The following is a 25810-nucleotide window of genomic DNA, read 5'->3' as shown; positions in this document are numbered from 1 at the left end:
CTTGACGGTGCATATTCTCGGTGTACTGAAGTTGCGGGTGTGGCCGTAGCGTAGCCTATGCCTTCACGCTTAGGAGAATACGGTGGCGGCGATACTCCAAAGAACATAGGCGCTGATGGGGATCAGGAGCAGCCATTCCCGAACGGAACCGGCGTTACCTAAAAGCGGGATCGCAATATTGCCGTTGGGCCGCCAAATGTTCTTCACTAACGGGGCCTTGCGCAGGAATCGCGGCGGCTTGATCCGCAGCGGCCAAATAAGATTGCACCCTCCTGTGGTCAGCATGTCGCCCAGGATGTGGATGATGACGCCCAAGCCCATAGCCAGCGGAAACCAATAGGCGTGTTGCGGCGCAAAGAGGGTAGCGAAGATTCCGACGGCGATCCCCACCACCCATGGAAACTTGCGCATGGTGTCGGGAATAAATTTCAGGGCCTTCGCGGCAAAGGAGGCTAGTAGAACAGCCAGCAGACCGGCACCCGGATAGATGATGCCGTGGCCCGGCAGCTCCATGGTCCACATGCCAGCCAGTGCAGCAATGGCAACGAAGACGGCCAGGCCCAGGAGGGAGTGTGTGCCGTGCCGGTGGCCACCGGAGAACTTTCCCACCTGGATACACAAGATGTTAGACAGCGGTGGAAGGGAGTGGGCTATGGTTGCGTGCCGGTGGTCAGCATCTGGCACTAGGGCCGCACCGGCGGTCACCAGGGCCCCGGCAATGACAGAGGCTGGAGTCAAATCCATCATGCCCATGCCAATGGTGACTGTCTCCGGTAATGCCGGAACCACCTGTCCCAGGCGCCCTAGTCCTACCTCGAACGAGGTGGTCAGGGCCAGCCAGGCGGCAGCTCCACTGGCGGCGTGGTGGGCTCCCATCATGAGGGCACGTCCTTGCATTTTCGGGTCTTCGTTCTGAACCCGCATTACGTGGACAAAACCTGCTGCACCAAGGGTATGTGTAGGGGCTGACATTCACACTCAGTGCGCCTGCAGAAAACATGCGGTGCCGCTCACATGCGTTTCTCAAGGCTTTATCCCAGTCTCATCGCAGTAGTATTCCCCCATGAGAAGCGCACTGTTTGAATCGATCACCCTGCGCGGTGTGTCCGTCCGCAACCGGCTCTGGGTTACCCCCATGTGCCAGTACTCGGCGGAACAACAGGACGGGATGGCTGGGGATTGGCATCTGGTGCATTTGGGATCCTTCGCAAAAGGCGGTGCCGGTGCCGTGTTTACCGAGGCCACGGCCGTGCTTCCTGAAGGACGCATCTCTCCGCAAGACTTGGGCCTGTGGAATGACGCCCAACGTGACGCCTTCGCCAGGATCGTGGCCTTCATCCGCAGCCAGGGCGCGGTGGCGGGCATCCAGTTGGCACATGCCGGACGCAAAGCGTCCACCTTCCGCACGTGGGATGAGCGTCAAGGGACCGTCCACGAAGACGACGGCGGATGGGTCACCCTAGCGCCCAGTGCACTCGCCTTTCCCGGCTATGACACACCAACCGCCCTCACCGCGGAAGGTATTGCCCAGATAGTCGCAGCCTTTGGTGCCGCTGCCGCACGGGCTGTTGAGGCCGGGTTTGAACTGATCGAAATTCATGCCGCCCACGGCTACCTTCTGCACCAATTCCTCTCACCTTTGACCAACATGCGCAGCGATGACTATGGTGGCTCGCTGCGTAACCGAGCCCGTGCCTTACTGGAAACCATCGACGCCGTCCGGGCCGCCGTCGGCCCCTCCATACCCGTGTTGGTGCGCTTCTCGGCGACTGACTGGGTGGACGGTGGTTGGAGGCTTCAGGACACCTCGAGAGTTGCGCGCTGGGCTGCCGAGCACGGTGCGGACCTCGCGGACATTTCCTCAGGCGGAAACGTTCCCGCACGCATCCCTGTGGGCCCCGGCTACCAGGTGCCCTTGGCCACGGCTATCCGAACAGCAGCGCAAATACCGGTGGCCGCCGTGGGGCTCATTACAAGTGCCCAGCAGGCAGAGCAGATTGTGGCCACAGAGCTGGCCGATGTGGTCATGGTGGGGCGTGAATTGTTGCGTGATCCCAACTTTCCGCTGCGGGCGGCTGCCGCGCTGGGCGTGGAGGTTCACTATCAGCCGGCACCGTATCACCGCGCACCCATCAAATGAGGGCCGCGCACTCATCAAGAGAGGGGCGCGAACACCTCACACAGCGTCATTCCCTGAATCCGCCCGGTGCTCCCCAGCCCGGCACCGTCCAAGAGGCCCGGCCTCTACCAGCCATGACTTGCCCCGGTGTTGGGGCCCGCTCGCACTTCCGCGTTCAGGCTAGGTTCGGAACCCATGGGCCGGCGCAGAGTGGAATAATGGAAAGCGGTGGCCGCAGAGCGGCAGCCTGACAAATTTAGGGGAGAGAATGTCCACGCTGAAGCAGCAACTCAAGAATGACGTGATCACGCACATGAAAGCCGGCAACAAGATTGCCCTGACTACTGTCCGGAACGTTTTGGGTGAGATTGAAACGCGTGAAAAGGGTGGCAAGACCCCCATCGAGTTTGATGACGCTCAGGTCATCACCTTGTTGCAGAAGGAAGCAGCCAAACGTCACGATACGGCCAAGATTTATACTGAGGCCGGGGAATCTGACCGGGCCGCAGCCGAGCTGGCTGAAGCCGGCGTCATCGAGGCTTATCTGCCCCAGGTTCTCAGCGCTGGCGAAGCACAGGAAATCGTGGACCGGATCATCAGCGGTCTTGAAGCTGAACAGGGCGAGCTGTCCATGCGTCAAATGGGTGTGGCTATGAAGCCCATTACGGCCGAAATCGCGGGCCGCTTTGACGGCAAGGCCATCTCGGATATGGTGCGCACGCGCCTCCAGTAGTTCGCGCCAGCAGTAGTGCGAGCCAGCAGGATTTGCCCACAGCGCCCGCAACAAACGAAACAAAAGCAACAAACACCACACTCGCCACGCCCTCTCAGCCCATGGAACGGAACTCCTTGATTCAGCTCACACAAGACACCGACGGATATGTACGGATGAGCAGGCACTTTCCTGCGCAGACCATGATTTCCATCAGCTTCACCGACGGCACCACAGGGGAATACTCGGGCCGGCGAATGAATGAAATCTATGATCAGGCGCTTGCCGATTTCCGCTTGGCTAACAACATGGATGTCAAGGGTTTCAACCGCAATGCCAAGAACATCCACCGGCGCAACGCAGTAGAGCACGTGCCCGTGGCGGCCGGTATGAAATAGCAATACGGGGGCATGTTACTCCACTAAGTGGAGAAATCTTCTGGTGTCCGTAGGATTGGAGGAACCAGGCGGGACGTCAGTGTCTTAGCAGCGCCCGCCGCGAGATTTGAAAGGTGTCATGTCCTCAGTATTGACGCTCATTCCATTGTTCATTGGGCTCGGCGTTCTGGTGGTGCTCGCTATTATTGCAGCCATCATTTCGCGGATGGCCCTGCATATTGCCAGCCCGGACCAGGCCCTGGTTATTTCTTCCAAGGATAATAAGGCCCAGCCGGATCCGAACAGCCAGCGTGTGGTTTTTGGCCGGATCTTCATCAACCCCTTCACCCAGCGCGCCTACCCGTTGTCCTTGGCCTCCCGGCAGGTTTCGTTGAAGATCGAGGCTATTTCCAAGAACGGCATCAAGCTGCATCTGACGGGTGTGGCCCAGGTGAAGGTTGGTGGCGACGCAGATTCCGTGCGCAAAGCTGCCCAGCGGTTCCTGAATCAGCAGGATGCCATTGACCACTACACCCAAGAGACCCTCTCGGGTTCGCTGCGTTCCATTGTGGGCACCTTGACGGTGGAATCCATCATCAAGGACCGTGCCACCTTCGCCAAGAGCGTGAAGGAAGAGGCGGAGCATTCCATGCACAACCAGGGCCTGGAGATTGATACCTTCCAGATCCAGTCGGTAGATGACGAGACCGGCTACCTGCGCAATCTGGGCCGCCCCGAGGCGGCCCTGGCCGAGAAGAATGCCAAGATCGCAGAGGCCCAGTTCCTCCAAGAAGCCGAGCAGGCCAAGGCCATTGCTGATGAACAAGTGGCCCTGGCACAGCAGCAGCTGATCATCAAGCGTGCCGAACTCAAGGAAGTTGCAGATGCCCGCCAGGCACGAGCCGACGCCGCCGGTCCGCTAGCTGCAGCCGAGCAGCAGGAGCAGGTTATCATTCGGGACCAGCAGGTTGCCCTGCGCCGTGCCGAGTTGCGCGAGAGGGAGCTGGACACTGAGGTGCGCAAGCCCGCAGATGCCGAGAAGTACCGTCTGATCCAACAAGCTGATGCCAAGTTGGAGGAACGGCGCCGCGCCTCTGAAGCCGCTGAAATTGAGGCCACGGTTGAACTTGCCAAGCGTAAACTGACCGCTGAGGGTGACAGGGTGGCTGCCGAGGCTGACGCTGCAGCCAACACGGCGCGAGGCAACGCTGACGCAGCAGTCATCGAGGCTCGCGGACGCGCAGATGCCGCCGTCATCAAATCTAGGGGACAGGCTGAGGCCGAGTCCACCGAGGCCAAGGGTGTGGCAGAGGCCGCCGGCATCGCCGCGCAGGCTGAAGCTTACGAGAAGTTCAACGAGGCAGCCATCCTCAGCAAGGTTCTGGAAGTGCTCCCTGCCATGGCCCGCGAGGTGGCCGCTCCCATGGCTGCCATCAAGGACATGACAGTTATTTCCAACGACGGTGCGAGCCAGCTGAGCAAGAATGTCTCCAGCGGTGTCCAAGAAACCACCCAGCTGATCAAGGACTCCACGGGTCTGGACATCATTGGGCTCATTCAGGGCATGGTTGGCAAGAACGCTCAGAACGGCAAGAGTCATGAGGGCGGCGGCATTGCCACGGACCTGAACTCGGAACGGAACTAGCCGCCGCGCACGTTCCACTGCGCCGCGGTCTACAGCCCTGCAGGATCGGTGTTTGCACCGCACAGTATGACGGCAACACGTTCGTCACTGCGCGGTACATAGGCTCCGGATTGCAGGGCAGCGTAGGCCGCGGCGGCACCATTTTCAAGCACTATGCGGTAGTTTTCCCACAGGAAAATGCGTGCCGCAGCGATCTGCTCATCACTGACCAGAACACTTTCAACGCCGCCGCCCACAGCAACAAGGACAGTGTCCACGCCGTCGAGCTGTTCTTCAAGTTCCAAACTAATGGTTCCGGCACCAGCGGCAATCTCAGGCTGATCGTAGGCGTGGCAATAGAGTGCACCGCTGGCGGCCACAAAGTCCATGGCCCGCTGGTAGGCGTCCACATACTCTGTGCCTTCCTGTACGACGGCGGCTCCCACCTTGCCCAGCGCGGCCACCTTCACTGCCGGAGCAGTGAGCGGGACAAAGACAGTTGATGGCACGCCCAGGGCTGCTGCAGCACTGGCATTGGCCAGGCCCGCGTTTCCGCCCCAGGTAGGACTCCACCACAGGTTAGGTCCAGTGAGTGCATGGCGTCGAGTTGGCCCAGCGTTCAACCGCAACCGCGGATGCCCGGCTAAGCTGGTGCGCATGACTGAAGCTGCCTCTATTCTTTACGATCTGCCGTCCCACACAGTGCGCCGCACCGTGGTGTCCGGGATGGCCAACAACGTCTACCTGATTACGGCAAAGGCTACGGGTGCACAAATTCTCATTGACGCCGCGGATGACCTCCCCGCCATCAATAGTCTTATTGCGGACGCTGCACACGATTCCCCGGGCGGGGTAGTGCCACACCTGGCCATGATCGCCACCACGCACCAGCACTGGGATCATGTCCGGGCGCTGGGGGCGCTCGTGTCCCAAACAGGGGTGCCAACGGCAGCTGGATTTGAAGATGTTGAGGGAATCGCCGCAGAATGCGGGGTTTCTACCGATCGCCCCCTGCACCATGGTGACATCCTTTCCGTGGACGGCATCACCCTGGAAGCAGTTCATCTGCGCGGCCATACACCGGGTTCTATAGCCTTTGTCCTGACGGCCGAGAAGGGCGGTGCCCCCATCATCTTTAGCGGTGATTCCTTGTTCCCCGGCGGCGTGGGGAATACGGGAGCGGATCCGGTGCGCTTCACACAATTGCTTGACGACGTCAAGGACCGCCTCTTCGCCCCCTATCCTGACTCCGCACAGGTGCTTCCCGGACACGGGGATGGCACCACTCTGGGTGCCGAACGGTCTTCCTTGCCGCAGTGGCGAGAGCGCGGCTGGTGAACAGAACGTAGCCAGCTAGCTCGCAACGGGGCTACAACGCCAGCAAGGGGCAGGGTGTGGCTCCGGCACTGGCCTAGACTTGTCAGCATGTACTTCATTGTTGTGAAATTTCAAGTCAAGCCCGAGTCCGCCGCCACGTTCATGGAGCGTGTGGGCCCCTTCACGGAGGCAACCCGCGCCGAACCGGGCAATCTCTGGTTTGACTGGTCACGCAGCGTCGCTGACCCCCATGAGTTCATCTTGATTGAGGCGTTCCTGGACGACGACGCCGCCGGAGCCCACGTCAACAGCGACCACTTCAAGGCAGGGCTAGAGACCATGCGCCCGGCACTAATCTCTACCCCAAAGATTGTTTCGCGCAAGGTTGAGGGCGATTCCTGGGGCGAGATGGGCGAACTTCAGATCAGTTGAGTTCCCTGTCTACGCCCGCTGTGGGGCATCTCCCGCAGGGGCCCTTTAACCTTGCTGCGATTGGGCAGGGGCTGGTCTTTGCCCAATCACTGCCCGAGCTGGCCACCGTCCTCGCCTCCGCCGCAGACGGGGGCGCTTCTGCCGTGGTTCAGGCACCTCCGGGCACGGGTAAAACCACCCTGGTGCCGCCCCTGGCCGCCAACGTTTTCGCTGCGAGTTCCTCACAGCGGATCCTGGTGACCCAGCCTCGCCGGGTAGCCGTCCGCTCCGCCGCCCGCCGCTTGGCGAGCCTGGATGGGAGCGCTCTCGGAAGCAAGGTTGGCTACACCGTGCGCGGGGAAAGCCGGGTGAGCGCCGAGACCATCATTGAATTCCTCACCCCTGGGATCCTGCTACGCCGCCTGCTGCACAACCCGGGGCTGGAAGGCGTCAGCACTGTGGTCCTTGACGAAGTCCACGAGCGCGGTCTGGACACCGATCTCCTGCTGGGCCTGCTGGGCGAAGTCCGGCAACTACGCGGCGATCTGAGCCTTGTGGCCATGTCAGCCACGCTGGATGCGGCCCGTTTTGCCCGGCTCTTGGGCCCGGACGACGCCGGGTCCCCGGCTCCCGTGGTTGACTGCCCCTCGGCGCTGTTCCCCCTCGAGGTTAAATGGGCGCCTCCTGCCCAGCCCCGCCTTGACCAGCGCGGAATCACCCGCGCTTTCCTTGACCATGTTGCTGACACGGCCGCCACCTTCCATGCACGCGCCGTCGCCGAGAACCATGAGATTGACGCGCTCGTGTTCGCTCCCGGCGCCTGGGAAGTCTCCCACATTGCCTCCCGCCTGCGCTCATCCACTCACGGGACGGAGGTGCTGGAGTTGCACGGCCAGGTCTCGGCCCGGGAGCAGGACCGTGCCGTTTCGGCACGGGAGCCTGGCGGAGCCCCGCGCATCATTGTTTCGACCTCCTTGGCGGAGTCCTCGCTGACGGTGCCGGGGGTGCGCCTAGTGATTGATTCCGGTCTCTCACGCGAGCCCCGCCGTGACGCGGTGCGGGGGATGACGGGGCTCGTTACGGTTTCCACCTCACGAGCCTCGGCCGAACAGCGTGCGGGCCGCGCAGCCCGGCTGGGTCCAGGAACCGTGGTGCGCTGCTACGACCAAAAGACTTTTGCCGCGGCACCGGCCCACCCCATGCCTGAGATTGCTGTTGCCGATCTCAGTGCCGCAGCCCTGCTGTTGGCATGCTGGGGTGCCCCCGGGGGAGTGGGCCTGCGGCTGCCCGATGCCCCCAGCGCTCAGTCCATGGCTATGGCCGTGGACACCCTGACGGGCCTGGGTGCCCTTGATGCCACAGGACACGCCACGGCACTTGGCAAGACACTCGCGGAGATTCCCGCCGATCCCCGCCTGGCCCGTGCGCTACTCAACGGAGCCTCCGTGGTAGGCGCCACGGCGGCCGCCGAAATTGTGGCCCTGGTATCCGGCGACGGGAGGGCTCCCGGCGCCGATCTGCCGGCACTACTTTCCCCCATGCGCGCCGGCCTGCGTTCATCAGGGGACTCAGCTGCGCGCCGCTGGAACCAGGAGGTGCGCCGGCTCGAACAACTCGTGCACAAGGACGCCCGCAAGCCGGAGAAGGACACGGCCGCAGGCACAAGTACTGCTGGTTCCATCCCCGCCGATCCAATCCTCCCTGGCTCCATGCCCGCTGGGCCTCTTTCCACCGGTTCAATTCCACCGGTGGGGCGGGCTGATGTGGTGGGGTTCGTCGTCGGGCTGGCCTTTCCTGATAAGGTGGCGCGGCTGGTCCCCAACGCCGCCGGTGCGCAATATTTGCTTTCCTCCGGCACCCGGGCCGGCCTGCCTGCGGGCAGTGCGCTGACGGGGCACGAGTGGTTGGCTGTGGCTGATGTTGCCCGTGCGCAGGGCCGTGATGCTGCTGGCACGGGCGCCATCATCCGTTCCGCGGCGCCGCTGGATCAGGGGCTCGTGGAAATCGTGGCAGCACATCTGCTCCAGGACTCCGTGGTGGCAACGTTTAACAGCGGTAGGGTCTCGGCCCGGCGGGAGCGCCGGCTTGGGGCGATCATCCTCGCTTCTACCCCCGTGAAGGCGACCGCCGCGCAAGGACGTGAGGCGGTGGCGGCAGCGCTGGCCAAGGAGGGCCTAGGCTTGCTGAACTGGCAGGGCAGCGCGGATATGTTGCGCCGCCGCATGGCGCTGCTGCACCGTGTGGTGGGATCCCCGTGGCCGGACGTTGGCGATAAGGCGCTACTGGCCCGCCTGCCGGACTGGCTCGGGCCGGAACTTGAGGCTGTTGCCGGGGGACGTGCGTTGTCCGCGCTTTCACTGACAGATCCGCTGCGCAGGCTCTTACCGTGGCCCGAGGCATCGCGTCTGGCCGAGCTGGCCCCTGAATCGCTGGCCGTGCCGAGCGGTTCCCAGATCCGGATCGACTACCCCGCAGTATCCGAGGAGGGCCCTCCCGTGGTGGCCGTTAAGCTACAGGAATGCTTTGGGCTGGCAGAGACTCCCCATCTGGTCAACGGCAGGGTGCGGGTGCTGTTCCATCTGCTCTCACCCGCGCGCAGGCCGCTGGCCGTGACGGGTGATTTAGCCTCTTTCTGGAGTGGTCCTTACGCACAGGTCCGGGCCGAGATGCGTGGGCGCTATCCCAAACATCCCTGGCCCGAAGATCCATGGAGCGCTCCGGCAACCGCCAAGGTCAAGAAGCGCATGTCCTGAATCAGCCTGTTCCGGTTCGCACTGTTTAGATTCACACTGTTCTGATTCATTCCTCGGAAGCTTGGCTGGTGCCACTTCTTGTGGCCTCCCGCCAATCGTTGTTGGTCAAGTGCGAGCTGGCTTGGGCGCCCACTTCGGCCATGCCGCCGTCTACCTCCCAGCTGGCCCCCGTGACGTAACTTGCCGCGGGGGAGGCCAAGAAGGTGATGACAGCAGCCACCTCCTCGGCTGTACCGCCATAGCCCAAAGGGATTCCCGGGCGCGGGATCTCATGCGGATGCCGGCTCTCAGTCACAGGCAAGTGCGTGGCAATCTCACCCGGTGCCACGGCGTTGACGTTGATGCCATGGCCGGAAAGTTCCAAGGCGAGCGTCTTGGTCAAGCCGTCCAGACCGTATTTAGAGGCGCAATACGCACCAAAGCCAAACCGTGGCTGATGGCCATGAATGCTTGTGACCACCACCATTCGGCCCCCTTTTTCGCCGGCGACTAGTATCTTCGCGGCTGCCTGCATACACAAGAAAGCGCCGTTGAGGTTGGTGTCCAGAATCCGTTGCCACTCCTGGAGTTCAGTGTCTATGACGGACTTGTTCAAACCAATGCCCACATTGTTCACGAACACGCCCAACGAGCCCAGCGCAGTAGCCAGATCCGTGATCACGGGGGCACAGCTTGCGAAGTTCCTCGTGTCCAACCACGCGGCATGAGAACGCTGACCCAGGGCTTCAATGCTCCTGGCGGTATCGGCGGCTCCGGCCTCGTCGTCATGCCAAGTAAACCCAACATCATGCCCCGCACCGGCCAAGGCAATGGCCGTGGCCTTGCCTATGCCAGAGTCGGCGCCCGTAACAATGGCGGTGCGTGGATAATCGGTACGGGCACCTGCGGCAGTGTGTTGAATCGGCACTATTTTGGCGCCTTGGCCGCCGCCGAACGTTCGGTCTTGCTCCCGGCACTGGCGAGGTCCCCGTCGTCGTCCTCCAAGTGTGCGCGCATGAACCACTGGAACAACTCCAATTGTGCGCACTGCTGGATGAGCATATCCTCGGTGATCGGATCCAGGGCGCCCACCTTCGCCAGAGTCTCGCGGTGGCTCTTGAGGAAGCCGGTGTACACCAGATCCAGTGCGGCAAGGTGGGCTGAGGTGTGCGCCCTCCCAATCGAGTAGTCGTCCCAGGACCGTGCGGACACGAGAGCGCCGGGCAGGCCGTTGGGGGAGACACCCAAGGTGGCAATCCGTTCTGCCGTCTGATCCACCATGGCCCGCACCAGATCAATCTGGGGGTCAAGCATCTCGTGGACGCTGATGAAGTCCCTGCCCACCACATTCCAATGCGCATGCTTGAGCGTTAACTGCAGATCGTTCAGGGCGTGGAGACGGGGCTGAAGCAAGGTGGCCATCTTATGGCCGTCTTGCAACGTAAGGCCCGGAACCGTGTATCCCGCATGGGCTGTTCTCTTGGTGACCATGGCAACTCCCTTGTTCTTTGATGCTCGTGTGGACTCTTTGAGGCCGGAGCAGCATTCATTCCAACCACTCCCACGCTAACCACAACGGAGCCGAAGATCTAGAGCCACGCAATAGCGGGCTCCAATGTGTCAGCCCTGTCTCAGCAGTCTGGGCAGCGCGGTGTTGATCAGCACCTGGGGATCTGGGCGGCGCGGGAAGAACCGTGCACTCACCAGCACCGCCGGAATAGGGTCTAGTTGCCCACGTCACAATTGCACCTTCCTGATCGCAAGACCGTAGTTTTACTATGAATGTTTCATATCTGATCATCTAGTGCCACATTTTTAGTCGTTGGCTTTCAGGAGTTGCCCGCATGCCCTCATTGAATCGAAAGCTGGCCATCATGGCCGCAGCATCTGTCCTGGCCTGCTCGAGCATTCCGGTGGGACTGGCATTTGCTGCGGAGCAGACCCTGCCCGCTCCGGCGGCGCTGGTTCCCAATGTGCAGACCTTTGAACCCGGCGTCACGGCGTGGAGCCCGCTGCCTGGCACACGGATTGTGGTGGACCCGGCCTTCGCCACAGAGCTTGGCCAAGAAGCCACCACGCTGGCTCATGAGTTGGCTTCTGAGGGACACCTGGGTGCACCTGCCCAGACAGTACTGGGCGGGCCCGTCGATGCGGATGACATCCACCTCACCCTGGCGAAAGTCCACAACAACACGGCGGAAGCCTATGAGATCACCGTCAATGACGGTCTCCAGATCCGCGCAAGTGATGCCGCCGGGGCCTTTTACGCGAGCAGGACGCTGCTGCAGGTGCTCCGAACTGAGGATAATTACTCGGGCACCGTCACCGACTGGCCGGCCTATGTTCAGCGCGGTGTCATGGTGGACATGGCCCGCAAGTATTACTCACCGGAGTGGGCTGAGCAGCTCATGCGCAGCATGTCCTACCGCAAGCTGAACACCTTGCAGTTCCACATGAACGACGGCGTGGGGTTCCGGATTGAATCCAAAACTCACCCTGAGATTGTCTCCCCTGAACATTGGAGCCAGGACGATGTGCGGGACCTGCTGGCAACGGCTGCCAGGTACCACATCGAGGTGGTACCGGACATTGACTCGCCAGCCCATTTGGATCACGTTTTGAAGGTGCACCCCGAGTGGCGGCTGACGTTGAGGAACGGCCAGACCCTGAATAGCCACCTTGACTACTCCATCCCTGAAGCCCGGGCTTTTATGAAGGAATTGGTGGGCGAAATGGCTGATCTTTTCCCCGGTAAGTACTTCCATCTAGGGGGCGACGAATTCTTCCCCGCACCCTGGCAGGGCAATGGCCCTGACACCGTGACGGCAAGTTCCGCGCCACAGCTGCTCAGTTTCGCTGCCGAAAAGGTGGGTCCTGGCGCTACTATTCTTGATGGTTATGAGTGGTACATGAATGATCTGATCGCCCTGCTCAAGACTAAGAACAAGACCGCCAAGGTCTGGAATGATGATGTTTATCCCGGTGAAGGAATCCTAGACTTGGATAAGTCAGCTGAGGTTGAGGGCTGGATTCGTTGGAACAACTCCAAACCAAACGCAGGCCAGATCTCCGATGCCGGCTATGACATGGTCAACGCCAATGGCGACTACCTGTACTTCATCCTGACGGGCGACGGCGTGGGCACAGGCCCCAATAAGAACCCCGAAGGTATTTACGAGCGCTGGAATCCGCGGCGTTTCATGGGAGTTGCCGGCAATGGTGGAGACTATGACCTCCCTGCGGACAAGCCGCTGATGGGTGCCCACCTCTCCATCTGGTCGGACAACCCTGCCGCGCTGACAGAACAGCAAGTTGAAACGGCGTTCCTTGCCTGGCAGGATTCCTTCGCGCAGCAAATGTGGGGCTCACCAAAATTGGTGGCCAGCTATGCCGCGTTTGAACCACTTGCTAGGAGCCTGGGGGCTGCCCCTGCAGCAGTGAACGCGGAGGTATCCCTCGTTGACCCGGCGCCGGAGACGGCGGCACCAACAACTGCAGCGCCCACAACTGGAGCACCGACAACTGCTGCACCGACAACTGCAGCGCCCATGGTGCCTGCCAACAGTCCAACGGCCAGGACGGGCCTGGCCATGACAGGTAGCTCCAGCAACATGCTCCTCGGCACCGCGGCGCTATTCATGCTCGGTGGGGCCGCTTTCTTCGGGCTGACGCGCAGGAATCGACGCTCAGGGGCACGCGCTCACTAAGATGCTGCCTGCAATACCCGGCTGAGAACCAGGGTTAATCGCACAAGGTAAGAGCCGCCGTCGGACGTTCTTGAGGGAACACGACGGCGGCCCTTGCCTTTGTGCCAGCAAGGCACGCTGGCCTAAACGCCCTGCCTGAGGAACATCCAGCTGAGAGACCTCCTATTCGAAGCGGCTGGGGTCCCCCATGCCGCGGCGGACTACTTCGGCATATCCGCTGGAGAAATCCACCACGGTGGTGGGTTCGGCGCCAACGTCACCCGAATCGATGACAGCGTCTACCACGTGGTCCAGCGCTTCCTTGATTTCCCAGCCCTGCGTCAACGGTTCTTCCTCGTCAGGCAGCAGCAGGGTGCTTGAAAGCATGGGTTCGCCAAGTTCTTCGAGGATGTCGTGGATCAGGCGGCTATCCGGAATGCGGACCCCGACAGTTTTCTTCTTCGGGTGTGCCAGCCGCTTCGGGACTTCCTTAGTGGCCGGCAGGATGAAGGTATAGGGACCGGGAGTCACAGCCTTAATGGTCCGGAAAATATCGTTGTCAACCATGACGAACTGGCCCAGTTGTGCGAAATCTTTACAGACCAGCGTGAAGTGGTGCTTGCTGTCGAGGCGGCGGATGGTGCGGATGCGTTCCAATGCCTCACGGTTGCCCAGCTGTGCACCCAGTGCATAGCAAGAATCAGTGGGGTAGGCAATGAGACCGCCAGATTGCAAGATGGCCACAATCTGGCTGACAGAACGCGCCTGCGGATCGTGGGGGTGGATATCGAAAAATTTAGCCATGCCCCGAGCATACGACCCCGCGGCTCGCACCGCCGCCATTACCCACATTCCAAGAGCGTTTTTCCTGCCCATCGGGGCACCGTCACTACGTTTGCCGCCAGAAGCCCCCAGGCGGGCTCGAATCTCCTCCCGAAGGTGGTGTGAGCCGAGGAGAAGGACCATTGCTGTCTGCAGGACGCATTTCTGTAAGTGAAGGATGGCCCTATTCCAGTTCTGCCCAGACCCCAGCTTTTGGCTATTGCGGTTTAGGGCCTGGCCCAGGATGCGGGCGCCTTGTGCATAGGCCCCGGGATTTGGTCCTGAGTAGTTGAGGCGAACGAAGGGGCCGGCGGGCTCGGCGGGGAACCACTCGTCGCCGGGCGCACTAATGACTCCGGCTCTCTCACAATCGCTGGCAAGCCGTTCGAGGCTGTTTCCGTCTGGCAGGCGTAGCCATAGGTGTAGCCCACTGGACGCGTTGTGCCAACGTGGAACTATTCAACCGTTCACCTACACAGCAACCTTGTGATCTACGAGGATCCAGTCTGGCTTGGCAACCACATCCGCGCACTGACCGCCGTCAATGAAGCCGAATCAGAGCATCCTTGGAACGTTGAGGATGCGCCCAAGAAATTCATCACAGCTCAGCTGCGAGCCATTGTTGGCATCGAGTTGATTATCACTAGGGTCGATGCGAAGAAGAAGCTCAGCCAAAACCGCGCCGAGGCGGACATTCCCGGAGTCGTAGCCGGGCTTAAAGGCTGCGGTCACGCCCACATGGCCACCCAAATTGGGCAATCCAGGGCTCGAATAACGAAATAGCCGGACTGCCCCAAATTAGCGCCATAAGCCTGTTTCTCGGGAGTGCCAGGTATTTGCGGACAGGGGGCTTTCAGCTAATTCCCATTTTTAAGGTGCACTCTGAAAAGTGCCTATGCCGTCGGTTGCCAACCATGGTCCGGCAGAGGAAACGGCACGAGCCACCGCAGCTAACGAGGGGAAAGCCCATGGCCCAGGACGCACAATCGAAACCAGGCCCCGCTAGGAAACCATCCGGAGTGCCCTCCGGGCAGCTGGGTGCCGGGAGGTCCTTGGCCCAGTTGGGGCGTTTCTTCGCCATCTGCGCTCTAGCAGGAACATTGGTCGCGGTTATGTTCGTACCGGGCGCAGCCATTGCCACAACGGCCATGCGCGGGGCAGAGGATTTCATTACAAATGCTCCAGCAGCACTGGATATGGCTGCCCCACCCCAAGCAACCACCATTCTTGCTTCCGACGGCTCAACCATCGCCACGTTGTATGCACAAGATCGCCAGATCGTTGATTTGAAGGCCATGTCACCCTTTATCAGAGACGGCATTGTCTCTATCGAGGATGCCCGATTCTACGAACATGGCGGAGTGGACCCCACGGGCATCCTGCGTGCGCTTGTAGCCACTGTCAACGGCGGCCGTCAGGGTGCTTCCACCATCACCCAGCAGTACGTGAATAACATGCTGATTGAACAGCTCGTGGCTGATGGTAAAACCGACGAAGCCAAGTTCGGTCTGGAAAAGACGATGGCCGACAAGGTCAATGAAATGCGTCTGGCAATCAGCTTGGAAAAGACCATGTCAAAAGACCAGATCCTGGCCGGCTACCTGAATATCATTTATTTTGGCAATGGAGCCTACGGCATTGAAGCCGCCGCCAAACTGTACTTCAATTCCACAGCGGCTAACCTGACTCTTCCCCAAGCTGCTGCACTCGCGGGAGTTGTGAACAACCCCAGCTATTACGATCCCATCACCGAGCCGGAGCATCTGGTTGACCGCCGTAACGATGTGCTGGGAAAGATGCTCGTGCAGGGAAAAATCAGCCAAAAAGACCACGATGCGGCTGTCAAGACTCCATTGACCCTGCACATAACACGATCTGCCCAAGGCTGTACAGCCGCCACCATGGCACCCTACTTCTGTGACTATGTGCAACAGCTCATCCTCAATGACAAGACGTTTGGTGCCACGGAAGAGGCTCGCACCAAGCTTCTCTATCAAGGCGGTTTGAGCATCAAGACCACGCTGGAACCGGCACTGCAAAAGGTGGCGCAGGAACAAGTTAACAACACCATCTCCGCAGCCGATCCGTTGCAGCGCGGTGCCGCCGTAGTCAGTGTTCAGCCAGGCACCGGCAAGGTGCTCACCATGGCCCAAAACACCGTCTACAACCCGGCCGCCGCTCCGGGTAACTACATGGGCAATTTTGCCTTACCCGTCAATGACGCCAGTGGCCAACCGCTCCACGGTGCCGGTGGCTTCGCCATTGGTTCCACGTTCAAGCCCTTTGTGTTTGCTGAGTGGCTCAACAGCGGCCATTCCATGATGACCTCCATCAACGGTGCCGTGCAGGAATACCCTGTGGGCTATCCGTGGAAGAACTCCTGCGGCACCACCACGGGTTCTTACGATCCTTCCGTGCCTGGTCAGAGCCTGCTCCCTAATGACGGGCCCAACGATTACCATTCGATGACGGCGTACCTTGGGCTGGCCATTTCCATCAACACGGTCACCTTCCAGACCGCCACGGCCCTAGACTTTTGCAATATTCAGAAAATGGCCACGGCCGCAGGGGTTAAGGACGGGCACACCAACAAGCCGTACGACCTCTCCGAGATCTCGGCACTGATTGGCACCCACGATGTGGCCCCCATTGACATGGCGACGGCGTTTGCCACCTTTGCCAACGACGGCGTGCGCTGCAGTCCTGTCGCACTGATCTCGGTCACAGATGCGGCCGGCACAAAGTATCCGGTTCCGGGCGCCGACTGCAAGCGAGCCATGACCTCGGAGGTGGCAGCCGGTGTCACACACGCATTGAACTATATGCTCACCAACGGTTCCGGCTACGCCATCCCGCTCAACAACAAGGACTCCTCTTTCGCCAAGACGGGCACAACGGATGGCAATATCCAGACGTGGACCGTGGGCGGGAACTCCGGAGTTTCCACAGCGGCCTGGTTTGGCAGCTACCAGGGCAATGACGATAAGTACATCAACCAGAACATCACCATCAACGGCATCTACTACCCCAACATTGACGGCAATCAACTCGCTGGCAGTAACTGGGCCGCCGTCATGAATGCCGCGGCTGCTACGCAAGGCTATGGGCCAAAGCCTCTTACCCCGCCTCCCTTCAGCATGATTGCACCTACTGCGCCCTACGTTGCAGGGGTCAACGACCCCAAGCCAGGGGATGTGCAGTTGCCTGTTCCTGGCACCGAGCAGGCTCCACTACAACCTGCCAATCCTCTGCAAGGGTCCGTCCCGAGCGAACCAACGACGCCGGAGAAACCCACAGTCCCAGCAGGGCCTTCTTCCCCGGCAGCGCCGGCTGAACCCAGCAAACCGGCTGCACAGCCTTGATCCACCCTGCACAGCTGGGAGGGACAAGTCTGTTCCTTCTCGAGATTCTTGACGATGGGGCGCTGCCGCAGAAGACGGGAAAACTACGCTGAGGTCGGCTACCACGCTGCAATGGCCTGCATCTGCCCATGCCGTTCCTGGCGGCGTTGACCCGTGGGCGCGTCTTTGGCTGATAAGTCCAAAAGTGGATTTGTTGAATGATGGGGCATGGGCGCTCCTCTCCAGAACTAAGGAACTGGAGAAGCAGGGGGAGTGAGGCCTGATGTCATAGACTCCTTCCGGCCCAATCACCGCCGGATCAGCGAGTGCGGCGGCGCCACCCCCAGCAGAACTGGAAACTGTCTACCCTGATCACCATCAGAGTCATGCACCCGTCAGGCTAACCGTTTGAGTAACTTTCCGGACGCGCCGGGGCGGTACACACGGCAACGAGCGAGGGCATTGTGCCTAGTCACAACCAAGTGACCACTGATAGGGCCGAGGATCAGATCCTTGGTGATGGGTAGAAATCCCACAATCAGGATCTCAAACGATCGTCTTAGCAAAGGACTGCTGCTGCCCAAAAAGCGTTCCTGTCCCTGAGCCCGCTGGAGGTTCTTCAGATGGCCGCCGTATTGCCGCTACTCTTCGTGGCCCTCATACTCATGCTCTGGGACGAGCACCAGGGCCAATGCGGGATCACTGAAGGACGCCAGGAAGAGCGGCAGGAACCTCTTGCCAGTGCACCGGTAAGCGACCGTATCGCCCGCAACTGCGGCGAAGGCCACGGTGCGACTCGAGTCACGCCCACTGTGAATGCGCACAGTGTGATCTCCAGCTGCGATCGGTATCTCGATCGACTCATTCATCGCGACCGCCCCGGCTGCGTCGCCGTCGAGTTCAACCTCATATGGCGCGCGCCGAACCTCGAGCACGATTGCCTTGTGCGTCAACCTCAGTGTTGCCATGATCGCTGGTCATTAGCCACCCAATACTTCTGGTATCCAGTCTACGCGCCCGGCCCTTAGCTGCGATATGCACGATTCACGCTTCGCTGGTAGCTTGGCGGTTTAAGAAACAACCCTTGAGTTCCAGGGTTCCCCGCCGGAATCTAGAGTGTGTTCCGCCCGGGAACTGTCATGGGCGACTCTTCAGCTCCAGCCCGCCGATGAATCCGCATGTCAGTCTCGGACCGGCTTGCGGGACACTCCGAAATGCCTATCCGGATGGACCCCTTACGGGTGTTTGCGAGGATAGGGCGGTGGGGATCGCTGCCTGTTGCCCAGTTCTGACCAGCCGGTCACCCTTGCGTAAGTGCCGCCATTACCCGCGTTTGTGCACTGTCTCGATCCACACCCGCAGCGACCAGTGCCCGATCCAGGCGGTCGCTATGGACACTCAGCACCCCGAACAGTAGGTGCTTGGTCCCGACGTGATCGGAATGAAGCTCCCGCGCGCTGCGCTGCGCGGTCTTGAGTGCCTCCAGAGACTTGCGGGTGAACGGCAACTCTTCTGAGGTGTCTGGCGGACTAGAGGAGGCGAAACTCATTATCGCATCACGCATTTTGTCCGGCCAGACGCCCAGCGCCGTCTGCACCGTGTTTGGATAAGCGTGCAAAAGCCCCAATAGTAGATACTCGGGACCGATGTACGAGTCATGCATCATGACCCTTGACTCTTCCTGCGCCATGACCACCGCCCGCTGGGCACCGTCGGTGTAGTTCTGAGACATCTTCGAACCGGTCATGCCCCAAAGCGTAGTCTTCGCGACGCGACGACACCACGGGCGCACCTCCTTGGAGGGGGATGTCCTGTGACCCGGCCGCTAATCGAGCCGCAGCCGTATCAGGCGTTCCCGCTGAGGGTTCCGCCTTCGGGCAGCGTCGCGGACACACAGTCGAGGTGTCGTTTGGGCAACGAGAAATTAATCAGAAGTATCTTTCGCCAGCAGCATTGCTCGGGTAGGCAAGAGCAGGAGCACTGTTAGTCAATGTAAACATCGTTTACAATGTTTACATGAGCACTGTAACACCTCTTGGCCGGCCCATCTCGGTGCGGCTTCCTGAAGATCTGCGTGAGCGTCTTGAAGCGCTCGCCAAAGCAACTCGGCGCAGCCTAGGCGACGTTGTACGCGAGGTATTGGAGCGAAACCTTTCGGAATTGGAATGGGAACAGCGCATCATTGCTCGTGCTGCGGATCTTCGATCGGGCCGTGTCCAATCTGCGCCTCTTGCCGTGATAGAGGGCGAGCTTGGGCTAAAAGATGCCTTGGTTGATGCCAGCATTTTGGATGAGATCCAGTGAGCTGGGAGGTCGAGCTAGCGCCCGACCTGGCGAAGTGGTTTCGGAAAGCTGATCTCCAGAATGCCCGGCCTATTCGTGCCGCGCTCCGAGCGATCACCATACTCGAAAACCCCCGGGACCGAGGCAAGGCCCTCACTGGAGGGATGTCCGGCCTGTGGGGGTATCGCTTCGGCGATTATCGAATTGTCTGCGATCTGCAAGATGCGCGTCTGGTCGTTTTGGTGATTGATGTTGATCATCGCAGCAGTATTTATGGATGAACACGGGATTCCCGATTTACGGGGCGCTCAGTAGCCAAAGTTGGGCTGAATTGGCGGGGATCGAAGCTGCTGCAGATGCCCGACACTATCTTGTCCCGCTCAAGGTTCCCCTCCTGACAGGCGAGGGCTGTGCTGAGGGGTATTGAGAATGACAGCAATATTAGACTCAGTTCATGCCAATTGATAAAAATGCCAGCGGGACACAGCTTCGTGAATTTCTGAACGATGCCCGCGAAGCGATCTTGTGGAAATGTGAGGGCTTGAGTGATGCCCAAGCACGTACTGCCTTGACTCCAACCGGCACCCATGTCATGGGCCTGCTGCTCCATCTGGCCGTCACCGAATCCGAATATTTCATTGCATGTCTTGGACGGGAAATTGAGGACCCCGTTATCCGGGGCGTCATCGAAGCCGAGGACGCTCAGGCAGACTTCCTCCCTCCGCCTAATATGACGCTTGTCGATGCGGTTAAGATCTATCGGGAGACAACCACCGCAGCCGATGCAGTACTCGACGAATTGGAACTGGATTCCCCGGCCGTTGTGCCGTGGTGGATAAAGCATCGGCACACTACGGTGGAACGCCTCCTGGTGCACATGATCGCCGAGTCTCACCGTCATGCCGGACACTTGGATATCGTGCACGAGCAGTTAGACGGCTTCATCGGATTGCGCCCATCCGCGCCGAACATTCCAGACCTCACGCCAGATCAGTGGAAAGAGCAGCGTCTGCGGATGAAAGAGCTAGCCGACAGGGCATAGCCAAAGCATCAGCCATCCCGGTGAAGGGTCCCGTTACGAGCGTGGCATGTTCACATCAAGGATGATCCGACCCGGACATAACCCCCTTAGCGTGAATTTCCGTACCACTCATCCTCAGACCCCGATTATTCACCGGTGGGGCAGGGAGCTCGGCCGGTCATGGGATCGCAGCGCTGGCTGGGAAAAATCCACAGGTATTGTCTGGGTACGGTGGAATTCTCGCTGGTGACCTGAGTACAGTGACAGTTCCAGCTGGAACCAAGATTCGTTTTTATGGACCTCATAATGAGTCAATTTTGATTCTCTTGGAAATAAAATCGAGTTGTCTCCTCGCTGGCCGTTTACACAACGCGCCGCAGAAGTTGCCCGGCCCGGCGATATCGTCCCTGACTACCTGCTGTATCCGCCAGCAGGGCTGAAAATCGTGGGTGGCCCGGTAACAGTTGAGACTCCAACACGCGTATCCGAGCTCGTTAAAAATGGTAGAAGTTTCGACTGGCTGCTTGTCGAAATGTTGCAAGCCCAAGCCCATAGCAACTGATGAATGGAGTAGTTTTGCCCTATATCGCTGATGGAACAACGGTAGGAGAGCCGCAAGTTAAAGGGTGGTTAGGGCGTGTGAAGCGTCCTAGTAAACATCAAGAACTTGTTGGACTCGCCGGTATTCCAGCCACCTTTGGTCAATGGACTGCCTTTGGCTGGCTTGAACCAGGATCTGAATACACGGCCGGGCTCTTTCCAGAAACCTTTGTCCAGGCTCTTGAAGTGGCTGCAATGGATCCTGTCTTCGTCACGAGGGGCTTTCATATGTGCCAGTATTGTTCAGCTTCTTCAGGCAGTTTTGGTCCAATAGCCTACCGGACGTTCCACGGCGGCCAGCTTCAGCTGGGTTCAGCTTGCTTGAAAGTTACCGATCGTCAGCAACGAGTGTGGCTGGCCCCCACTCTTGTTTTGCATTACATCAGCGAACATAACTACCGTCCACCAACTGATCTCTTGGAATCTTTTCCCGTGTAAATGCGAGCGTTGCATGGAACGCTCCAAGGAGACGAGCGAAGAGCCGGGTCAGCCTCAGCGATCCTCGTCGCGCTGGTTGCGCTCGTTCTGGCGGTGACTATCGGATTACGCAAAATTAGGGAATTGGCTATCCATGTAACTGCCGTGATTATGCGGCCTGTGGGGTTCGCCAGGGTCTTTCGAGCGGTGTTTCGGCGAGTGTGCACGGTAGTGGATGGGGCGCCGGTGGCAGGATGCGGACATCCTTCGGCTTTCGGTGGATGACGGCCACGCTTGTGTAGGGGGCGGCTAAGACGGCAACGACGACTCGGCAAGCTAACACCGATCGAGTTTGAGACCATAAACAAGACCACTCAACCGGTCACCGAAATAGCAACCCAAACTGTCAACTAAAACTTGGGCAGACCCGCACTCGGTTCATACGCTCTTGAAGTTGGTGCTACCAACATAGACTACAAGAGTCGAACTGCGACACTCACATACAAAGGCCAAAATTTTATGACGGCAGGATCGGCTTTTGGATTGATACCGTGAACGAGAAAATTTTTTGATTCAGTCGCTCCGAATACCGGCCCAATGTCACCACATAAGCAACAATTCAACTGGACGGAAAATACTTCATGGTAATAAGAGTAGCGCCGTTATCAAAATTTTTCGCTCTATTATTGAGTATGATTCTCTGCCTAACGCTTGTGTCATGTGAAATCGAGCCAACTTTGCCCTCTAATATTGAAGATAAGGAAATCTACGGTTCCTGGAAACTCGAAGGACCAGATGACCAGCACTCGACTCTTATCTTTAAAGATAACGGAACTGTACAAATTGAAAACCTTCCGAGCGACGCCTTTCATTCTGATTCCCTCGTGACTGACATTTCCAAACTTTCTTGGACCGATTCGATTAATCTTATGGGATCATGGGTTTTAGTTGATGACGCGGGCAGCCCAGTCGTGAGAATAACCGGAGACGAGTCTTTCGGTAACCACAAATTATGGTTTGCCATTCAAGAGGATGAAAAGATACTCACAGCTTTGGCTGGTGGTGGCGGCGGAATTGTTGATATGAAATTTTTCTACCAAGGCGTGTCTTAGATCCTTGAATCCCAAGATTTTCTTTGCGCATCTCATCACCATCCTATTGGGCGAGAACGCCTCTCACGCTGTGAAAAAAGCAGTGATGACGCAGTCGGTGTCTTTGAATCCATGGCGGTTAGCGGTTAGTCTGCAGTTGGTGGTTTGTGAGGATTTAAGCCCCTGATGGGAGTTCTCGCATCCACTGCAAATCCCATCGTTTTTGCGCCGATAATAAAGATTACGTCGACTAAAGCTGATGGTGAACACTTCCCTCCCCATGAAACATTGCTCCCAACAAAATAGCGTGTTACTGTGATACGTAACGCTATAGCGATACAGGAGAAGATGATGGCACAGCTGAACATTCGGATTGATGATGAAATCCGCGAGGAGTTCGACGCGCTTGCACAAGCAAAGGGACTGAACACTAGCGACCTGCTGCGGAACCTGATTTCGCGAGCCATCGGTCGCGATGAGGGCCGACCTGTAGATGCAACAACGCCCCAATCTTTGTCGGCCTTCCAGCGCCGACAGCTGGCGCTCCTGCACGAGGTCCTGGCTAACACTACGAAATTGCCGGAAGGGGAGAAGGATTATCACCTGTCTATGGTCGAAGTGCTCACTCGCGGTTACACGTCCGAGTACTACAAAACATTCCAAATGATCCAACCTGAAATGACGGCCAGGGAAAGCGCTCTGGTGAGGGACATCTTGGACATGTTCGATGTCATTGAACGCAGCGTTGAGCGCCTGACCGATGCGGGGCGCGCCTCACTCGGCGATACCTACGCATTGCGCTTCCGCGGGTTCGACTTCAACAACCCACTTGAAGGCAAACTCGCCTCCTACGCTCACTACCTCATCAATGATGGCAAGTGGACCCGACTGGCTGACCGCTTCGATGACGTGCATGAGCGAGGCAATTCCCACATGCCAGTGCTGGCCACCTACCAGCGAATGTTGTCAGTATCGAAACCTCTTTGGGACAAAATGATAATGTCAGGTGGCGGCCCAAACAACTACACCTACACCGTCGAACAGCTCCAAATAATTCGCGGTGCCTGGTCGTACCCCAGGGACTGACAAGCTATCTTCGGCTTCGTCAGATGGTTTCGGTCATGTCCCGACAGGGCCGATCACTAAACGGTCTTTGCCTGACTGCTGTGCGTCTTGGACATAGGGCACAAGTCTTTCCCAGGCCGATTGTCCTGACAGGCCTTCCCTTTACCCTGCCCGCATGTAGGACATGGAGAGCTGTTGATTTGCCGCTGCTTTGGTTTGCACGTGTTGATAATTCCTCCACCGAGCGGTGCGCCAGTCGTTCCCTTATATACCATAGGGAAGACTTTACCGAAGCAGGGACCATGCCTAGCCACAGTATGCTGTGAACATGACAACCTCCGTGCCCTTGCTTACTTCTGTTTCCCTGTACCCGGGCAATGGTTCCTTCATCGTAAAGTACGAACTGAGCGGTCCAGTGCCGCAGTTAGACACTTTCCTGATCGGCATCCATGGTGTCAGCCAAGACGGCCAAACAATTCGACAACTCGGCACTAAGTTCCTAGACGGCGATTGCATCGCGAACTTTGTGTTCGACCACAACGCAGCTCGCCAAGAAAACGTGGACTATGTACCGGTTGGCCATGACCCGCGGGTAATACACACTTCGTTCCCTTCTGCCCCACTCGAGGCACTTGGGACATCGCAAAAACTCCGCGGGTACCTGAACTACACGGGCGAAGACCGCCAAGCCGACATTGAAGTCCATATCATCAGTTAGTTTGGTTCTCTGCGGGGGACGTAAGGGACTGACCCGGCTTTTCTTGAGAAAGTCAACGAAACCCGGGGTAGTCCCAACTTCCATTGCGTACTCCTAGTACGACTCCTGAAACTACGAAAGTCAGTCCTGCCGCTGGATCGTAGCGTCGCCTCTCGCCCGCATATGTGAGGTGTGTCAAGGATCTGGGACGTTGGTTAGTTTTTTTCTGGGTTAGGCAGCGAGGTGTTGTTTCTGGTTTTGGGTGGTGAAGTTGGCCATGGCCGTTGCCGGCGGTAGGCCGTCATTGTGGGTGTGTGGTCTCCACCGGTTGTAGAAAACCTCGATGTAGCGCATGGTGGTCCGCCTGGCTTCTTGGCGGGTGTCAAAGCTGTAGTGGTGATAGAACTCGTTCTTCAGGGACGCGAAAAATGACTCAGCCACGGCAATCCCAACACACGCCCTTGGCCCCCATGGACTGGCGGATCCTGTTGCCAGCGCACCAGGATCCAAGTTCACGGGAGGTGTATTGCACACCATGATCGGAATTAAGCCGAATTCGGCTTAATTCCGATTATGCCGAGGAATCAGTTAAACCGAGTGACGAGCTCCTCACCGCGTCATTCCGGTGATCAGGGATATAGTCCTCGGCTTAACATTCTGGCTCACTTTCGTCCCATACGGAGTGACTCCATCACAAAGGTATGAGCAGTACCCCGGACTTCAGCGCCGTCCCCGTGCTGACCGAAGCGAAACAAGCACTAAATGGGCTGCCGCGCCCGTCCCATGACGGCTTCGCACACGAGGGCTGGCCTGACCATTGCCAAACATGAAAGTTCGACAACAGCAATAATCCACGAATCATTAAGCCGAGAAACTAGACGTGAATTCGCGGAAACACAGGTCCGCAGAGCCGTCACTCGGTTTAAAGGATTCCTCGGCATAATCGGAATGAAAAATTGCGCCGGCACGTAGATGGCCGCGTTCTCTGGCCATCGTCAGCGCGCTGACACACAGGGAGGCACGCATGTGATCTGCCATGGCCCAGCCAACGATCATGCGGGTGCATAGGTCGATGACGGTGGCTAGGTACAGCCATCCCTCACCGGTGCGCAAGTAGGTGATGTCGCCGACTAGGCGGGTGCCTGGGGTTGCAGCGGTGAAGTCTCGGCCGATCAAGTCTTTGAAGACTTTCTCCGGGTCTGAGGGGATGGTGGTGCGTTTGAAAGCCCGCATTCGTCTGGCTGCCCAGCCATTCTCTGCCATGATCGAGGCCACCGTTCCCACGGAGATATCAACACCGGCTGTGTTGAGTTTTGCGTGGACCATGCGGTGGCCAAAGATCCCGTCGGAGGAATCAAAGACAGTCTTCACCTGATCGGTCAGCTCCCGGTGGCGAATGGTTGTGGGCGTATCTGTTGCTTCTTTCCAGCGGTAGTACGAGGAGCGTGGCACACCGAGTTGCCGGCACATCCAGGCTACTTTTTCTCCAGCGTTC

The 25810-nt window shown here is 58.8% G+C and carries 28 protein-coding genes and 2 pseudogenes; 20 read left to right on the top strand and 10 right to left on the bottom strand.

The window, feature by feature from the left end; all coding sequences use genetic code 11:
- Window positions 1-69 precede the first annotated feature (69 nt).
- Complete coding sequence (locus tag ABIB48_RS02145) at window positions 70-972, bottom strand: metal-dependent hydrolase (protein ID WP_354211683.1); 903 nt, start codon at window positions 970-972, stop codon at window positions 70-72.
- 91 nt (window positions 973-1063) lie between these two features.
- Here ABIB48_RS02145 and ABIB48_RS02140 point away from each other — a divergent pair, with 91 nt between their 5' ends.
- The 4 genes from ABIB48_RS02140 (at window position 1064) to ABIB48_RS02125 (ending at window position 4853) form a co-directional block, all read left to right on the top strand.
- On the top strand, window positions 1064-2140 hold the full coding sequence (locus tag ABIB48_RS02140; protein WP_110106825.1) for an NADH:flavin oxidoreductase/NADH oxidase: 1077 nt from the start codon (window positions 1064-1066) through the stop codon (window positions 2138-2140).
- A gap of 247 nt (window positions 2141-2387) precedes the next feature.
- Window positions 2388-2852 carry a GatB/YqeY domain-containing protein gene (locus ABIB48_RS02135; RefSeq protein WP_110106824.1) on the top strand — a complete coding sequence of 155 codons (465 nt, stop codon included), beginning with the start codon at window positions 2388-2390 and terminating at the stop codon, window positions 2850-2852.
- 101 nt (window positions 2853-2953) lie between these two features.
- A complete protein-coding gene (locus ABIB48_RS02130; protein WP_315915348.1) occupies window positions 2954-3229 on the top strand; it encodes a hypothetical protein in 276 nt (91 codons plus the stop codon).
- A 118-nt stretch (window positions 3230-3347) separates the two neighbouring features.
- Window positions 3348-4853 carry a flotillin family protein gene (locus tag ABIB48_RS02125; RefSeq protein ID WP_110106823.1) on the top strand — a complete coding sequence of 502 codons (1506 nt, stop codon included), beginning with the start codon at window positions 3348-3350 and terminating at the stop codon, window positions 4851-4853.
- A gap of 29 nt (window positions 4854-4882) precedes the next feature.
- Here ABIB48_RS02125 and ABIB48_RS02120 read toward each other — a convergent pair whose 3' ends face one another.
- Window positions 4883-5491, bottom strand: coding sequence for a pyridoxal-phosphate dependent enzyme (locus ABIB48_RS02120; RefSeq protein WP_315915350.1), 609 nt, complete (start codon window positions 5489-5491; stop codon window positions 4883-4885).
- Here ABIB48_RS02120 and ABIB48_RS02115 point away from each other — a divergent pair.
- From ABIB48_RS02115 to hrpB, 3 genes are all read left to right on the top strand, one after another.
- Complete coding sequence (locus ABIB48_RS02115) at window positions 5490-6170, top strand: MBL fold metallo-hydrolase (RefSeq protein WP_315915351.1); 681 nt, start codon at window positions 5490-5492, stop codon at window positions 6168-6170. The two genes, ABIB48_RS02120 and ABIB48_RS02115, sit on opposite strands and share 2 nt — an antisense overlap.
- 87 nt (window positions 6171-6257) lie before the next feature.
- Window positions 6258-6581, top strand: coding sequence for a putative quinol monooxygenase (locus ABIB48_RS02110; protein WP_315915352.1), 324 nt, complete (start codon window positions 6258-6260; stop codon window positions 6579-6581).
- Entirely contained in the window at window positions 6578-9313 is a 2736-nt protein-coding gene (gene hrpB / locus ABIB48_RS02105) for an ATP-dependent helicase HrpB (protein WP_502914087.1), read from the top strand. Before ABIB48_RS02110 ends, hrpB begins: the two co-directional genes overlap by 4 nt.
- A 46-nt stretch (window positions 9314-9359) precedes the next feature.
- Here the strand turns inward: hrpB and ABIB48_RS02100 are convergent, their stop codons facing one another.
- Both ABIB48_RS02100 and ABIB48_RS02095 read right to left on the bottom strand, forming a co-directional pair.
- Window positions 9360-10220: an SDR family oxidoreductase gene (locus tag ABIB48_RS02100; RefSeq protein ID WP_308467726.1), complete on the bottom strand. Its 861-nt coding sequence runs from the start codon at window positions 10218-10220 to the stop codon at window positions 9360-9362.
- Window positions 10220-10783 carry a Dps family protein gene (locus tag ABIB48_RS02095; RefSeq protein WP_110106818.1) on the bottom strand — a complete coding sequence of 188 codons (564 nt, stop codon included), beginning with the start codon at window positions 10781-10783 and terminating at the stop codon, window positions 10220-10222. Before ABIB48_RS02095 ends, ABIB48_RS02100 begins: the two co-directional genes overlap by 1 nt.
- 353 nt (window positions 10784-11136) lie before the next feature.
- Between ABIB48_RS02095 and ABIB48_RS02090 the strand changes: the two genes are divergently transcribed.
- Window positions 11137-12999 (top strand): family 20 glycosylhydrolase, encoded by a 1863-nt coding sequence (locus ABIB48_RS02090; protein WP_354211677.1) that lies wholly within the window; start codon window positions 11137-11139, stop codon window positions 12997-12999.
- Between the two features lie 162 nt (window positions 13000-13161).
- Here the strand turns inward: ABIB48_RS02090 and ABIB48_RS02085 are convergent, their stop codons facing one another.
- Window positions 13162-13782 (bottom strand): L-threonylcarbamoyladenylate synthase, encoded by a 621-nt coding sequence (locus ABIB48_RS02085; RefSeq protein ID WP_110106883.1) that lies wholly within the window; start codon window positions 13780-13782, stop codon window positions 13162-13164.
- Between the two features lie 240 nt (window positions 13783-14022).
- A pseudogene (locus ABIB48_RS02080) lies at window positions 14023-14229 on the bottom strand (PLP-dependent aminotransferase family protein); the annotation flags it as partial.
- Window positions 14230-14286: 57 nt separating this feature from the next.
- Here ABIB48_RS02080 and ABIB48_RS02075 point away from each other — a divergent pair.
- Together ABIB48_RS02075 and ABIB48_RS02070 are read left to right on the top strand one after the other, a co-directional pair.
- A complete protein-coding gene (locus ABIB48_RS02075) occupies window positions 14287-14583 on the top strand; it encodes an FMN-binding negative transcriptional regulator (protein WP_354211675.1) in 297 nt (98 codons plus the stop codon).
- Window positions 14584-14768: 185 nt separating this feature from the next.
- The gene (locus ABIB48_RS02070) at window positions 14769-17162 is read left to right on the top strand and encodes a transglycosylase domain-containing protein (RefSeq protein ID WP_354211673.1); all 2394 of its coding nucleotides are present in this window, start codon (window positions 14769-14771) and stop codon (window positions 17160-17162) included.
- 620 nt (window positions 17163-17782) lie between these two features.
- On the opposite strand, the gene ABIB48_RS02065 is transcribed toward ABIB48_RS02070, so the two are convergent.
- A complete protein-coding gene (locus ABIB48_RS02065; RefSeq protein ID WP_354211671.1) occupies window positions 17783-18010 on the bottom strand; it encodes a hypothetical protein in 228 nt (75 codons plus the stop codon).
- A gap of 431 nt (window positions 18011-18441) precedes the next feature.
- Window positions 18442-18888 carry a Clp protease N-terminal domain-containing protein gene (locus ABIB48_RS02060; RefSeq protein WP_354211669.1) on the bottom strand — a complete coding sequence of 149 codons (447 nt, stop codon included), beginning with the start codon at window positions 18886-18888 and terminating at the stop codon, window positions 18442-18444.
- A gap of 269 nt (window positions 18889-19157) precedes the next feature.
- Between ABIB48_RS02060 and relB the strand changes: the two genes are divergently transcribed.
- From relB to ABIB48_RS02020, 9 genes are all read left to right on the top strand, one after another.
- Window positions 19158-19445: a type II toxin-antitoxin system RelB family antitoxin gene (relB, locus tag ABIB48_RS02055; RefSeq protein ID WP_354211667.1), complete on the top strand. Its 288-nt coding sequence runs from the start codon at window positions 19158-19160 to the stop codon at window positions 19443-19445.
- Entirely contained in the window at window positions 19442-19705 is a 264-nt protein-coding gene (locus ABIB48_RS02050; RefSeq protein WP_354211665.1) for a type II toxin-antitoxin system RelE family toxin, read from the top strand. The genes relB and ABIB48_RS02050 overlap by 4 nt, the downstream gene beginning before the upstream one ends.
- Entirely contained in the window at window positions 19702-19851 is a 150-nt protein-coding gene (locus ABIB48_RS02045; RefSeq protein WP_170120980.1) for a hypothetical protein, read from the top strand. Before ABIB48_RS02050 ends, ABIB48_RS02045 begins: the two co-directional genes overlap by 4 nt.
- 27 nt (window positions 19852-19878) lie before the next feature.
- Window positions 19879-20466, top strand: coding sequence for a DinB family protein (locus ABIB48_RS02040; protein WP_354211663.1), 588 nt, complete (start codon window positions 19879-19881; stop codon window positions 20464-20466).
- 197 nt (window positions 20467-20663) lie between these two features.
- Entirely contained in the window at window positions 20664-20885 is a 222-nt protein-coding gene (locus ABIB48_RS18015; protein WP_440148722.1) for a hypothetical protein, read from the top strand.
- A 136-nt stretch (window positions 20886-21021) separates the two neighbouring features.
- Entirely contained in the window at window positions 21022-21483 is a 462-nt protein-coding gene (locus tag ABIB48_RS02035; RefSeq protein WP_354211661.1) for a DUF7919 family protein, read from the top strand.
- 620 nt (window positions 21484-22103) lie between these two features.
- Complete coding sequence (locus ABIB48_RS02030; protein WP_354211659.1) at window positions 22104-22574, top strand: hypothetical protein; 471 nt, start codon at window positions 22104-22106, stop codon at window positions 22572-22574.
- Window positions 22575-22868: 294 nt separating this feature from the next.
- Complete coding sequence (locus ABIB48_RS02025; RefSeq protein ID WP_354211657.1) at window positions 22869-23639, top strand: YfbU family protein; 771 nt, start codon at window positions 22869-22871, stop codon at window positions 23637-23639.
- 307 nt (window positions 23640-23946) lie between these two features.
- Window positions 23947-24336, top strand: coding sequence for a hypothetical protein (locus ABIB48_RS02020; protein WP_354211655.1), 390 nt, complete (start codon window positions 23947-23949; stop codon window positions 24334-24336).
- A 210-nt stretch (window positions 24337-24546) separates the two neighbouring features.
- Here the strand turns inward: ABIB48_RS02020 and ABIB48_RS18010 are convergent, their stop codons facing one another.
- Window positions 24547-24756 (bottom strand): IS3 family transposase, encoded by a 210-nt coding sequence (locus ABIB48_RS18010; protein WP_502914085.1) that lies wholly within the window; start codon window positions 24754-24756, stop codon window positions 24547-24549.
- A gap of 260 nt (window positions 24757-25016) precedes the next feature.
- Here ABIB48_RS18010 and ABIB48_RS02010 point away from each other — a divergent pair, with 260 nt between their 5' ends.
- Window positions 25017-25145 (top strand): hypothetical protein, encoded by a 129-nt coding sequence (locus ABIB48_RS02010; protein ID WP_354211653.1) that lies wholly within the window; start codon window positions 25017-25019, stop codon window positions 25143-25145.
- A gap of 31 nt (window positions 25146-25176) precedes the next feature.
- Here ABIB48_RS02010 and ABIB48_RS02005 read toward each other — a convergent pair.
- Window positions 25177-25809, bottom strand: a pseudogene (locus tag ABIB48_RS02005) (IS3 family transposase); the annotation flags it as partial.
- Window position 25810: the final 1 nt, after the last annotated feature.

Origin of the sequence: Arthrobacter sp. UYCu511, assembly GCF_040547105.1 — a bacterium.
Taxonomy (GTDB): domain Bacteria; phylum Actinomycetota; class Actinomycetes; order Actinomycetales; family Micrococcaceae; genus Specibacter; species Specibacter psychrochitiniphilus.
This window is presented reverse-complemented; position numbering and strand designations above follow the sequence as displayed.